14 protein-coding genes are annotated in these 12199 nt (G+C 59.9%); 6 read left to right on the forward strand and 8 right to left on the reverse strand.

What is annotated here, in order from left to right:
* Positions 1 to 4: 4 nt before the first annotated feature.
* The gene (locus ACQ4W6_RS06395; RefSeq protein ID WP_436566347.1) at positions 5 to 1507 is read left to right on the forward strand and encodes a glycine betaine ABC transporter substrate-binding protein; all 1503 of its coding nucleotides are present in this window, start codon (positions 5 to 7) and stop codon (positions 1505 to 1507) included.
* A gap of 10 nt (positions 1508 to 1517) precedes the next feature.
* Here ACQ4W6_RS06395 and ACQ4W6_RS06400 read toward each other — a convergent pair whose 3' ends face one another.
* The 5 genes from ACQ4W6_RS06400 to ACQ4W6_RS06420 form a co-directional block, all read right to left on the reverse strand.
* Entirely contained in the window at positions 1518 to 1697 is a 180-nt protein-coding gene (locus tag ACQ4W6_RS06400) for a hypothetical protein (RefSeq protein WP_436566348.1), read from the reverse strand.
* 483 nt (positions 1698 to 2180) lie between these two features.
* Complete coding sequence (locus ACQ4W6_RS06405) at positions 2181 to 2690, reverse strand: GNAT family N-acetyltransferase (protein WP_436566349.1); 510 nt, start codon at positions 2688 to 2690, stop codon at positions 2181 to 2183.
* On the reverse strand, positions 2687 to 3631 hold the full coding sequence (locus tag ACQ4W6_RS06410) for a DMT family transporter (protein WP_436566350.1): 945 nt from the start codon (positions 3629 to 3631) through the stop codon (positions 2687 to 2689). The genes ACQ4W6_RS06405 and ACQ4W6_RS06410 overlap by 4 nt, the downstream gene beginning before the upstream one ends.
* A 322-nt stretch (positions 3632 to 3953) precedes the next feature.
* Positions 3954 to 4412 (reverse strand): outer membrane lipoprotein, encoded by a 459-nt coding sequence (locus tag ACQ4W6_RS06415; RefSeq protein ID WP_436566351.1) that lies wholly within the window; start codon positions 4410 to 4412, stop codon positions 3954 to 3956.
* 143 nt (positions 4413 to 4555) lie between these two features.
* Entirely contained in the window at positions 4556 to 4984 is a 429-nt protein-coding gene (locus ACQ4W6_RS06420) for an Mpo1 family 2-hydroxy fatty acid dioxygenase (protein ID WP_436566352.1), read from the reverse strand.
* A gap of 135 nt (positions 4985 to 5119) precedes the next feature.
* Between ACQ4W6_RS06420 and ACQ4W6_RS06425 the strand changes: the two genes are divergently transcribed.
* Positions 5120 to 5644 (forward strand): DNA-deoxyinosine glycosylase, encoded by a 525-nt coding sequence (locus tag ACQ4W6_RS06425; RefSeq protein WP_436566353.1) that lies wholly within the window; start codon positions 5120 to 5122, stop codon positions 5642 to 5644.
* Positions 5645 to 5684: 40 nt separating this feature from the next.
* On the opposite strand, the gene ACQ4W6_RS06430 is transcribed toward ACQ4W6_RS06425, so the two are convergent.
* On the reverse strand, positions 5685 to 6431 hold the full coding sequence (locus ACQ4W6_RS06430) for a phosphoribosyltransferase (protein ID WP_436566354.1): 747 nt from the start codon (positions 6429 to 6431) through the stop codon (positions 5685 to 5687).
* A gap of 239 nt (positions 6432 to 6670) precedes the next feature.
* Between ACQ4W6_RS06430 and ACQ4W6_RS06435 the strand changes: the two genes are divergently transcribed.
* Complete coding sequence (locus ACQ4W6_RS06435) at positions 6671 to 7450, forward strand: slipin family protein (RefSeq protein WP_436566355.1); 780 nt, start codon at positions 6671 to 6673, stop codon at positions 7448 to 7450.
* Positions 7451 to 7535: 85 nt separating this feature from the next.
* On the opposite strand, the gene ACQ4W6_RS06440 is transcribed toward ACQ4W6_RS06435, so the two are convergent.
* Together ACQ4W6_RS06440 and ACQ4W6_RS06445 are read right to left on the reverse strand one after the other, a co-directional pair.
* Positions 7536 to 8753, reverse strand: coding sequence for a hypothetical protein (locus tag ACQ4W6_RS06440; RefSeq protein ID WP_436566356.1), 1218 nt, complete (start codon positions 8751 to 8753; stop codon positions 7536 to 7538).
* Positions 8754 to 8861: 108 nt separating this feature from the next.
* Positions 8862 to 9728, reverse strand: a complete 867-nt coding sequence (locus ACQ4W6_RS06445) for an HDOD domain-containing protein (protein ID WP_436566357.1) — start codon at positions 9726 to 9728, stop codon at positions 8862 to 8864.
* A 278-nt stretch (positions 9729 to 10006) separates the two neighbouring features.
* Here ACQ4W6_RS06445 and ACQ4W6_RS06450 point away from each other — a divergent pair, with 278 nt between their 5' ends.
* The 3 genes from ACQ4W6_RS06450 (at position 10007) to ACQ4W6_RS06460 (ending at position 12133) form a co-directional block, all read left to right on the forward strand.
* A complete protein-coding gene (locus ACQ4W6_RS06450; RefSeq protein WP_436566358.1) occupies positions 10007 to 10585 on the forward strand; it encodes a DNA-3-methyladenine glycosylase in 579 nt (192 codons plus the stop codon).
* A 133-nt stretch (positions 10586 to 10718) separates the two neighbouring features.
* Entirely contained in the window at positions 10719 to 11567 is an 849-nt protein-coding gene (locus ACQ4W6_RS06455) for a fumarylacetoacetate hydrolase family protein (RefSeq protein ID WP_436566359.1), read from the forward strand.
* Positions 11567 to 12133, forward strand: coding sequence for a carboxymuconolactone decarboxylase family protein (locus ACQ4W6_RS06460; protein ID WP_436566360.1), 567 nt, complete (start codon positions 11567 to 11569; stop codon positions 12131 to 12133). The genes ACQ4W6_RS06455 and ACQ4W6_RS06460 overlap by 1 nt, the downstream gene beginning before the upstream one ends.
* Positions 12134 to 12199 lie beyond the last annotated feature (66 nt).

Below are 12199 nucleotides of genomic sequence, written 5' to 3' on the forward strand. Positions count from 1 at the left end.
CCGCGTGCGTCTTGCTTATTGGCTGGCCTTGTTCTTTTTCAGCGCCGCATCGTCCGCGCATGCCGCCGATGCGGGCACCCTGAAAGTCGGCTCGAAGCGGTTTACGGAATCCTACATCCTCGGCGAAATCATCAAACAGAGCGCCGCGCCGCACGTCAAGGCTGAACACCGCCAGGGCTTGGGCAACACGGCCATCGTGCTCGCTGCGCTGCAGGCGGGCAGCATCGACGTGTATGCCGAATACATGGGCACCATCGCCAGCGAAATCCTCAAGCACGATAGCCCCATTGATCTGGAACAGATGCGGCGCGAGCTGGCGGTGCTGGGCCTGGGCGTGGCCGTGCCGCTGGGTTTCAATAATACCTATGCGCTGGCCATGCGCGGCGACGCGGCAGCAGTGACGCAACTGGGCCAGCTGGCGCAGCATCCCGCCTTGACATTCGGCCTGTCGCATGAATTCATTGGCCGGGTCGATGGCTGGCCGGGGCTGGCCGCCCGCTATGGCTTGCCGCAGCGCCCGCGCGGACTCGATCATGGCATCGCCTATGAAGCGCTGGCGCAGCGCCAGGTGGACGTGATCGATATCTATTCGACGGACGCGAAGATACGCCAGTATGGCTTGCGCGTGCTGGCCGACACGCTGCAGTATTTTCCCCGTTACGACGCCATGCTGCTGTACCGGCTCGATCTGCCATCGCGCTTTCCCGCCGCCTGGCAAGCCGTGCAGGCGCTGCAGGGGCGCATCAGCGAGAGCGACATGATCGCCATGAATGCGGCCGTGGAAATCGAGGGCAGGAGCTTTGCCGGCGTGGCGCAGCAGTGGCTGGCATCGGGCGGTACGGCAGGCAAGCCGGCCACCGGCAGTGCTGACACTGCGCGCAACAGCCTGTTGGGAAAAATCATCGGCGACGATTTATGGACCCTGACGCGCCAGCATGTGACCCTGGTCTTGCTGTCGGTGGCGCTGGCCTGCCTGGTCGGCATTCCGCTGGGCGTGCTGGCGGCGTTTTCGGCGCCGCTGCGGCAAACGGTGCTGGCGTTCGTCGGCGTGCTGCAGACGGTGCCGTCGCTGGCTTTGCTGGCGATCTTGATACCCGTACTGGGCATGATCGGCACCGTGCCGGCGCTGGTGGCGCTATTCGTCTATGCGTTGCTGCCCATCGTGCGCAATACCTGCACGGGCATCCTGCAAGTGCCGGCCGGGCTGCGCATGGCGGCGCTGGCGCTGGGCTTGAGCCGGCGCGACCGCTTGCTGTCGGTGGACTTGCCGCTGGCCTTGCCCGTGATGCTGGCGGGCATCAAAACGGCGGCCGTGATGAGCGTAGGGACGGCCACCATCGCCGCCTTCATCGGCGCGGGCGGCTATGGCGAACGCATCACCATCGGCCTGGCGCTGAATGACAACGACATGCTGCTGGCCGGCGCGATCCCCGCAGCCGTGCTGGCCCTGCTGACGCAGGGCTTGTTCGAGCTGGTGGAGCGCTGGGCCGTCGCCGGCCAGCGCTGAACGCGTCGCCTTACAGTGAATGCAGTTTCGAGCGCACCGAGACGACCTCCTGGTGCAGGATGCGTTCGGCCTGGAAGTCGTTCTCGCGCTGTTCGGCGATGGCTTGCAAGTCGCGCGTGTAGCGTTCCAGGCGGGAACGCAGGTAGGCGCGGTACAGTTTCATGACGAGCGGTTTGGCAGAGACATTCATGATGTGGCTCCAGTGCGTAGCGATTCGTTCATTTTTTGTGAGCGCAATGCTGCTTCGGCTCAAGTTGCCACACTGAATCTTCCCTGCAAGTATGAGATGACTGCGTTCAGTCAGTTAAGCGCACACCCTCATCCCCAAGGAAATTATCGCATGGTCATTTTTGCCATGATTGCTGGCTGCATCGCTTGCCTGACAGTGTACCAAATCCATAGAAAATCGCATGGGGTAGTGGTGTTTCAACAACACATAGTCTTGCATGGCAGATTGATTGAACCATGGAAATAAACTGCCGCCAATAATGGACATTTGCGTGGCAGATTTAAGGCAAATGTAAGGCCCGGTAAGCAAATGTAAAGGTCATCGTGGTGACAAGTCGTAGCGTTTATATTGATAACCGTTGATTGCATTCTCCCCCTCCCACTTGACAATGGGTTCACCCCGCGGTGCCGCTAGCCCGCGGGGATTTTTTTTTGTGCTAGCGATTTACACAGCCTTGGGCGTTCCCGCCGACAATTGCGTCAAGGCATCACCCGCCACGCGGCAGATGCGCCAGTCCGGCATCACGTCGGCGCCCATGCCCTTGTAGAAATTGATCGCGTTTTCATTCCAGTCCAGCACCGACCATTCGAAGCGGCCGCAATCGCGTTCGATGGCCAGTTGCGCCAGCGCCACCAGCATCTGTTTGCCATAACCCTTGCCGCGCACCGACTGCTTGACGTAAAGGTCTTCCAGGTACAGGCCCTTGCGGCACAGGAAGGTGGAAAAATTGTGGAAGAACAGGGCGAAGGTCACCACCACGCCGTCTTCCTCGCCCACCAGCGCTTCGCAAACGGGTTGCTTGCCGAACAGGCTGTCGTGCAACATGGATACTTTGGCGATCATCATGTGTTCGAGTTTTTCAAACACGGCCAGTTCGTGGATCATGCCGAAGATGGCGGCCACGTCGGCTTCCTGGGCGGGACGGATGGAGAGGGAAGGTGTGGAAGTGCTCATGTTGCCTTTGCGGATGAAATGGTGGAAATGGAAGAGGCTACTACTGTCTTGCGCGCGCCCGAGGTCAGTGCCCAGGCCACGCTGGACAGGCACAGGGCCATGCCGACCCATTCGATGGCGGCGGGCCGGTAGTGTTCGAACTGGACCGACAGCAGCACGGAAATGACGGGCGTAACCACGCCGATATACACGGTCTTTTGCGTACCGATGCGGGCAATCAAGGTGAAATACGCGCTGAAGGCAATCACCGAGCCGAAGATGGCCAGGTAGGCCAATGCCATCCAGTAACTGGGGCGCGTGGGCAGCTGCCACGACAGGCCCGTGGCGACGGCCCAGATAGCCACCATGAGCGTGCCCCACAGCATGGTCCAGGCCATGCTCAGCATCACGTTGCGGGAATGTTCGCGCACTTTCATGACGAGAGCGTTGCCCACGGTGCTGGAAACGGTGGCCACCAGCGCCAGCATGAATCCCAGCAGGAAATGGCCATTGCCACCGCCCACAATATCTTTCAGCGCCGCGCCGATGGATTGGTAAAACAGCAGCACGATACCGCAGATGGCGACAAACGCCGCGCAGCAGGTGCTCCAGGTGATGGGCGTGCCAAAAGCGATGCGGTTGAGCAACGGCGTCCAGAACACCATCAGTGCAAACAGCACGCTGACCAGGGCCGACACCAGATATTGCTCGGAGCTGTAGGTACACACGTAGCTGAGGGAAAACGAAGCCAGGCCTTGCAGCAGCATCCATTTTTGCGCGCGCCAGGGCAGGCGCAGGGTGTCGCCGCGCAAGGCGCACCAGGCAAACAGGGTGGCCGAAGCGAGACCGAAACGGTAGACCACGGAAACGGCGGGGGCGACATCGCCCAGCTGCAAGGTGATGGCCCAGAAGGTGGAGCCCCAGATCAGGCAGGCAATGATGAACAGGAGAGGAGAGGACATCGCGCAAGTATACGGGCATAGCGTCTCCCGGTCGAGCTTGCCAGTTGAAAAGGGGAAATGTACAGGCGAGATACACGCTGGCATTGAGCCAGCGCAGTGCTTCTGAAAAATGTTGAATTGATGAAAATATTTAAATTATCATTAAGTAAATATTTTCTGAATTACATCGTTGAAGGAGCGTGCCATGCCAGCCTCACTGCAGATCAAAGTATGGAGCGTGCTCGTGTATGTCATCGTGACTACCGTGATCGCCATCTGGCTGCATCCTTCTGCCTTGCTCGCTGCCGGCGCCTTCGGCTGAGCGCATGCACCGGCAAGCCGGTCAGTGGGTGACGCGGGTCTTGCGGCCGTCCGACAGCAGGCGCACGCGCTCGCCTGGGCGGAACAGTTCATCGGCGTCTTGCACGATGGCGCGCAGGTCGCCATTGTCCAGGCGCACGGTGATTTCCAGGCCGCGCTTGTTGGCAGCATTCGCTTCGATGCTCTGGCCGGCGATGCCGCCGGCGACTGCGCCGAGGATACTGGCCGCGATGGCGCCCTTGCCGCCGCCCACTGCCGACCCTGCTACGCCGCCCAGGGCCGCGCCAGCGAGCACGCCGGTGCCGCTTTCGCCCTTGTCGATGGTCACTTCGCGCACGGATTCAACCGTACCCATGCGTACCGATTGTTCATTCTGCGCCTGGCGCGCATTGTAGACATTCGCCGAGTTCGGTTGTACGGCGCAGCCGGCCAGGGTGGCCAAGGTGGCCACTAATGCCACGGTAATAATTGGTGCTTTCATATGGAACTCCCTTGGACAAAGATGGTATGCCGATTACGTCGACCGGCAATGAAAAAGCTGTTACTTATCATAAAGGCACTTGCCTAAGATAACTAGTTGTGAATGGTAAGAATCTGTTACTGCTGCCTGTGGCCGCCTTCCGTTCAATATGCCAGCCGCAGGCGCCGGTATAAAAATCCCAGTACGAACAGCGGACCGATCAGCAAAAAGCGCAAGTCGTCGAGGAATGACGGCTTCTTGCCTTCGATTTGATGGCCGATGAACTGGCCTATCCACGCGAGCACGAACAGTGCCAGCGACACGGGCAAGATGGTCATCGCCGGCATGGCCAGCAGCACGCCGAGCATGACGGCCAGCATCGCCAGCATGCCCGCCGCAAATGACGGCGACAGCCTGTAATAATAGTATAAGGCAACAATACTGCCGAGTAGCGCCACGCTGGCGTGCACGCTCCATAGCAGGCCCAGCAGGCTGAACACGATGAGCGGCACGCACACGATGTGCACCCATTCATTGACGTGGTTGCGGTGGCTCTCGCCGTACTGGGCCAGCAGGGTGTCGATGGTGCGCATGAAGCATCTCTCTTATTGTTCGTCTGGCATGTGGCGTGGTCAGGAAATTTTACACCGTATTGTGGCCGCCGGTGCCGGTGCGCCAGGCGGGGTAAAATGGCCATCCCGTATACCCCGCCATCGAGGAAGCCAGACTTGAATAGCGTTATTCCATCGCCCGCCACGCCCGCAGGGACGCGCAAGCGCTGCTTCGATCCGGTCATTGACCAGCATACCCGCTTGCTTATTTTAGGAAGCTTGCCGGGCGAGCAATCACTTGCAAGCAATGAATACTACGGAAATCGCCAGAACAAATTCTGGGAGCTGGTCGGTGCCGTCATCGAAGTCGATTTGCGCAGCCTGCCCTACGCATCACGACTCGAAACGCTATTGGCCCACGGCATCGGCTTGTGGGACGTGATTGCCGAAGCCGAACGCAAGGGCAGTCTCGATGCCAATATTCGCAATGAATCGCACAATGCCCTGGAGGAATTGCTGGCGACCCTGCCGGCACTACGAGCCGTTGCGTTCAATGGCGGGACCGCGGCGCGCATCGGCCGGAAGCGCCTCAGTTCGCTTGCGGACAGGCTGGTATTGATCGACCTGCCGTCATCATCCCCTGCGCATGCGACGCTGTCGCTCGATCGGAAATTGGCGCTCTGGCGTCAAATTGCGCAGTAATTCGGGGGAATGATCGCGTCGGTTCAGCTGGTGCTGTGATTCAAGTAGTTCTGCCATCGCCCTTGCTCGGCGTGTTTCTGCGCGCCGCCCTCTCAAGCAAGCGGATCACTTCCTCATCGCTGACCTGCTCGAAGTCCTCGTACCATTGGCCTACCGAAAAGAACGGAGTAGGCGTGTGCAGGCATATCAATGCATCGACTGCGGGGAGCAATGCCGTGCAGCTTTCACTGGGCGCAACGGGAACGGCGACAATGATTTTCGCTGGTTTCGCCCGCCGCACGACCCGGATTGCCATGTGCATGGTCGAACCGGTCGCAATGCCGTCATCTATGAGGATTACGTTTTTTCCTTGCAACAGCAGGGCTGGCTTGCCAGTTCGATATCGGGTTTCGCGCCGCGCGATTTCTTCCCGTTCCCGGTCGACCATGGCTAGGACCACCCCCATCGGTATGCCGATTAACTTGAGCTCTTCCGTTTGCAGCAGATACGAACCCTTGCCGGCGACGGCGCCAATCGCATATTCCGGTTGACCGGGCAGTCCAAGCTTGCGCACCAATATGACGTCAAGGGGAGCCGCGAGTGCCCGAGCGACCATGTAGCCTAGCGGCACCCCGCCGCGCGGCAAGGCCAGCACAATGACATCGGGGTGGCGAACGTAGTCTGCCAGACGCCGCGCGAGCATATTGCCTGCTTGAAAACGATTCTTGAACAGTTTTTGCATGAAATACTTTTGTGTCGTTTGGACCGGCATGATCAGTACGGCGCGCTCCAGCTTCTGTTTCCTCATTTCCCTTGAAGGCCTGGCCGATCCTGGCAATCTCGACAACTCCCCCGGTACTGGGGCTAGACGAGCCCCTCCACATTCCCGGCCCAGGCATCATGGACATACAGGGGAAAATTGCCTATTATGAAATGCAGTCCCCGGTACCATTTGCTGGCAGCGGGACATTACTTCGATGCTCGATTTGCGGCTAAGTTCTGCGAGTTTCTGGCCTGAAGCAAGAGGGTGGACGAAGGGAGTACGCCATGTTCTCCGAGTTAAGCTTGTTGGGCTTGTTCCTGGTCTTTATAGTAGCAATCCTGGCCATCTCGTCAATCTGGATTTTCCGGGAGTACGAGCGCGGCGTTGTCTTTACCCTGGGACGCTTCTGGAAGGTCAAGGGGCCAGGGCTGGTCATCATCATCCCGGCGATTCAAAAGGTGGTGCGCGTGGATTTGCGCACGGTCGTATTGGAGGTGCCGACCCAGGATGTCATCTCGCGCGACAATGTTTCCGTGAAAGTTAGCGCCGTGGTGTATTTCCGCATCATCGATCCGCAAAAGGCGATCATACAAGTGGAAAATTACTTGAACGCGACGAGCCAGTTGGCGCAAACCATGTTGCGCTCGGTGTTAGGCAAACACAGCCTGGACGATATGCTGGCCGAACGCGAAACGCTCAATCAGGACATCCGGGAATCGCTCGATGCGCAGACCGATTCGTGGGGGATCAAAGTCGCCAATGTGGAGATCAAGCAAGTCGATCTGACTGAATCAATGATACGCGCCATCGCAAGGCAGGCCGAGGCAGAGCGCGAGCGGCGCGCGAAGGTGATTCATGCCGAGGGAGAATTGCAGGCGTCGGAGAAATTGTACGCAGCCGCCAAAATCCTGGCGCAGGAACCCCAGGCGATTCAGTTGCGTTATCTGGAAACATTGACGGTGATCGGCGCAGACAAGAACACGACGATCGTTTTTCCCCTGCCGATGGAGTTGGTCTCTTTCCTGACCCGGAGCAAATCCGAGCTTGATCCACCCCGCACGTAAGCTACGCCAGAATGGATGCCCCATGCCATGGCTACGGCTCGGCTTCTTGGTGGTCGACAACTCACTGCTGCTCGCTACGGTTTTGTCAGGCGTTGGAAGCTGGAGGGTAGCTTTGCACTTCCAGCGGCTTTCCCTGGGCATCGAATCTCAGCGCCACGGACAATTGCGTCACGCCAATGATGGCCAGTGCGTCGCAGATGTCGTCGACTTCCTCCTGCAGGTCGGCGGCCAGGTCGAGCGGCTTGTCGGCGCTGTGCAACAGCGCGCCGCCCGCCGTGGTGACATTCACGCGCAGCAGCATTTCACCGTGTTCATCGGCCGGGCCGACGACGACCGCTACGTCGGCTGCCTCCACGTTGTGTTCCGCCAGGGCATGATTGATGCCGGACATCATTTGCAGCATCGCGTACTCGCTCATGCCTTGTTCCTTGCCGCCGTGGAACAGATCCTGGTACAAGAAGCTCACTTCCAATGCCTTGCCGGCCGGCGCCAGGCAGCGCTTGACCAGCTCGCCCACTTCCGTCGTCCACTGCTGGTAGCGGGCCATGCGCGCGTCGAACCAGGCGTCCTGCGCCGCTTCGTCTTTCGGTTCCGCATAAAACGGGTCATCCACGCGCTTGAGGGCAAAGCCCAGCAGGAAGCGCAGCTCGACGGCCGTGTCTTGCGGGCCGAAAGCCGTTTCGCTCCAGCCGACGATGCTGCTTTCCAGGCCCGGCGTGGCGACGATTTTCTTGTCCGTCATCGACGCGTACGCATCGCGCACCATTTCATGCAGATGGCTGTAGGTGATGCGGTCGATTTCATCGAGGTCGTAGGCATGGCTCATCAAGACCACCTTGGCCTTGGCGCTTTCCAGTTCTGCCTGCTGGAAGCTTTTCACCAGCGCTTCGAATGCGTCCTGCTCCTGGAAGCCGTCTGCTTCCTTCAGGCCGCCCGTGCTTTGCACCAGCAGCGGCACGACGAAGGCGTTGATTTCCATGGTCGGGGCATTGTCGCGGCGGATCGTCACGACCGACGACGCTTCCTCGATATGGCTGCGCAAGTACTGGTAGGCGCCCACGTCTTCATATTTGGCCCGCTCGATGGCGTCGTACAGCACTTCATCTTTCTTTTGATTCAAGGCCTTGCGGATGAGGCGGCCGAATTCGACGGCTTGCTCGGCCAGCACCGTGCCCTGCGATTCGCTGTCTTCCTGTTCCGCCAGGTTCAGGGCCATCGTGCACAGCATGCGCGTGACGGCTTCATCCTTGTCTTCAGGCGTGTTGGCGGATTTACGGGGGACAGGGCGCTTATTTTTGGGCATGGCGGTCAACTAGTTATCAACATTAGGTCAGGCAAACGGAAACGGGCGCCAAGGCTGTGTGCCTGGCGCCAGGAGGGATGATACAGGCGGCAGCGGCCGCGCAGTGGATCAGTGATCGGTATCGAACATTTCGTGCAGCTCGTCGAGCAGGTCGGCCGCCTCTTCTTGCGACAAGCCAAGATGTTGGCAGGCAAGATTGCCGCCTTTATCCCACTCCAGCGAGGTACTGTTGCCATGGTAGCGCTGAATACCCTTTTCGGCCAGCAGGGACAGGGCAATGAGCGAGCGGATGGCGTCGTCCGTGGACGGGTCGGCCAGCACAGTATAGTCGTGGTGGTGCAAGATGGCCCAGGAGACATCGGACGAAAGCCCCCAGTTGCGTGCGAGCAAGCAGCCGATGGCCGCGTGGTTGGTCTGGTGGCGCGCGTCTTCCAGGGTCGTAAAGCAATTGTGCGCGTCATTCGCCGCCGCCGCATAGGTCTTGACGTAGTCGGGGAAGCGGTTCATCAGCAAAGGTACGCCGATATCGCAGAACAGGCCAAAGGTGTGGGCGATGTCGGGCGGGGCGATGCGCAGCTTGCGCGAGGTAAATACCACGGCGCGCGCGCGCTTGGCCGATACATCCCAGAAATTGTTCAGCTCCACGCCTTCCGCTTCCAGCGCCTGGCGCGCCAATAGGCCCGTCATCATGGCGCTGCATTGGTTGATGCCGAGAAAGTTGATGCCTTGCTCGACAGACTTGGCCTTGCGCGCGGCGCCATAGAAGGGCGAGTTGGCCAGCTTCAGCAGGGCGCCCGACATGCCGACGTCGTCGGCGATGATGCGCGCGATCTTGCGTGGCGACGGGTCGTCTGCGGCCAGCTCGCGCTGCAAGTCGACCAGCAGGCTGGGGCGTGGCGGGATACGGATGGAACGCATCAAGGCGTCAACCGGATCTTCCTGCACTGCCTGCATGTGCGCTGCCGCTCTCATCATGATTATCTTTGCATTGCCTGGTGGATATTGTGCTGCGCGCTGCTCCCCCTCGCAGGGCCGTCTGGCGCAGTGCCGGACGATTATCGCTGTTTATACATGGCAATAGTTCATATCAGCAATGGATTGTCGAAAAAATCCTCGCTATTGCCGTGTTCATACCTTATTTCGCCATTTTGTGATGATCATTCAGTCTATTTTCATGATTGAAACGATAATTTTAATTTGTTTTCAAGGCTGCACTGCAGGTGCGGCAGGGCGGGCGGCGTTACAATTGCCGCATGAAAAAACTCCTTGCCGGCATCGATTTTTCGGCCGATTCCAGCGTCGTGGCGCGTCAGCTGATCGGCGTCACCGTGCTGGTCGACGGCGTGGGCGGGCGCATCGTGGAAACGGAAGCGTATGACCGGCTGGACCCGGCCTCGCACACGTATGCCGGCATGACGCCGCGCAATGCGGCCATGTTCGGCGCGCCAGGGCACGCCTATGTGTACCGCTCGTATGGCATCCACTGGTGTTTGAATTTTGTGTGCCGCGAAGCGGGCCATGGCGCGGGCGTGCTGATCCGCGCCATCGAGCCGCTGTCCGGGATCGAGAGCATGCGCGCACGGCGCGGCGTCGAGGCTGTGCGGCTGCTGTGTTCGGGGCCGGGCCGCGTGTGCCAGGCGCTGGGCGTGACGCACCAGCACAATCGCCTGGCGCTGGACGCGCCGCCATTCGCCCTGCAGGCGCGCGAAGAAGAGTTCACGGTGCAGGCCGGCCCGCGCATCGGCATTTCCAAGGCGATGGAGACGCCGTGGCGCTTCGTGCTGGCCGGTTCGCCATATTTAAGCAAACCGATGCGCGTGCCTGCCGCCTAGGGTTCAAAGCAGACGGCGTTTGGCGTGCTGGCGGCCGGAATTATGATGTTTTTCCTTCGCCGCCACAGGCGTACCGGGCCATCCGGTAAAATGGCCGCCTGCACAGCGGCAATGATCAACTCCAAGGAAGACTATGAAACTCGTTCGTTATGGACGTCCAGGCAAGGAAAAACCGGGCCTGATCGATGAAGAAGGAAAACTGCGCGACCTGTCCGGCGTGATTGCCGATATTGACGGCGCGCAACTGTCCGACAAGGCCCTGCGCAAGCTGGCCAAGCTCGACGAAAAAACGCTGCCCCTGGTGCGTGGCAATCCACGCTTCGGCGTGCCGCTGGCCAAGGTCGGCAAGTTCATCGGCATCGGCTTGAATTACGCGGATCACGCGGCCGAATCGGGCATGCCGATCCCTGCCGAACCGATCGTCTTCATGAAGGCGATTACCTGCCTGAATGGCCCGGACGACAATGTCGTGTTGCCGAAAGGCTCGAAAAAGACGGATTGGGAAGTGGAACTGGGTGTGGTCATCGGTACGCGCGCGCAGTACGTCAGCGAAGAAGACGCCCTGAAACACGTGGCCGGCTACTGCGTCGTCAACGATATCTCCGAGCGCTCGTTCCAGCTGGAACGGGGCGGCCAGTGGGATAAAGGCAAGGGCTGCGACACCTTCGGCCCCGTCGGCCCGTGGCTAGTGACGCGCGATGAAGTCATCGACGTGCAATGCCTGGATCTGTACCTGGAAGTGAACGGCAAGCGCATGCAGACCGGTTGCACGGACACCATGATTTTCAGCGTGGCGCAAATCGTCAGCTACCTGTCGCAATTCATGACCCTGGAACCGGGCGACGTCATCGCCACGGGCACGCCGCCGGGCGTGGGCCAGGGCCGCAAGCCGCAGCGCTTCCTGAAAAAAGGCGACAGCATGCGCGTCGGCATCGCCGGCCTGGGCGAGCAGCAGCAGGAAGTGCTTGCCTGGACTGCCTGATGGCCGGTTTTGATGTCGACCGTTTGCCGCCGTTGCCGCTGGATCAGCTTGATCCGCAGCAACGTGTGGCCGCGCAAGCCATCATCGATGGCCCGCGTGGGGCGCTGTACGGCCCCTTCGTGCCGCTGATCCGCAGTCCCGAGCTGATGGAAACGGCGCAGCGCATGGGTGAATACCTGCGCTACCGCAGCGCCATCGGCACGCGGCTGTCGGAATTGGCGATCCTGGTGACGGCGCGCCAGTGGGACCAGCAAGTCGAGTGGGCCATCCACGCGCCGCTGGCGGTGCAAAACGGCATCGCGCAAGCAGCCGTGGACGCCATCGCCGCACGGCGCGTACCTGATGCGCTGAAGGAAGACGAGCAAGCCGTACACGATTTTTGCATCGAGTTGCAACAGAGCAAGCGCGTCAGCGATGCCACGTATGCGAGCGCGCTGGCCTTGTTCGGCGAGCACGGCGTGGTCGACTTGATGGGCATCAATGGCTATTACACATTTTTGGCCATGCTGATGAACGGCGCGCAGACGGCCGTGCCGGCATTGGGCGTGACGCCGCTGCCTGATTAGAGGATTTCTTCGAGCAAAGATGGACAAAATGTAATGATATTGCTGTTATTCAATATATACTTTTGT

It is taken from the genome of Janthinobacterium woesei (genome assembly GCF_051380875.1).
Taxonomy (GTDB): Bacteria; Pseudomonadota; Gammaproteobacteria; order Burkholderiales; family Burkholderiaceae_D; genus Janthinobacterium.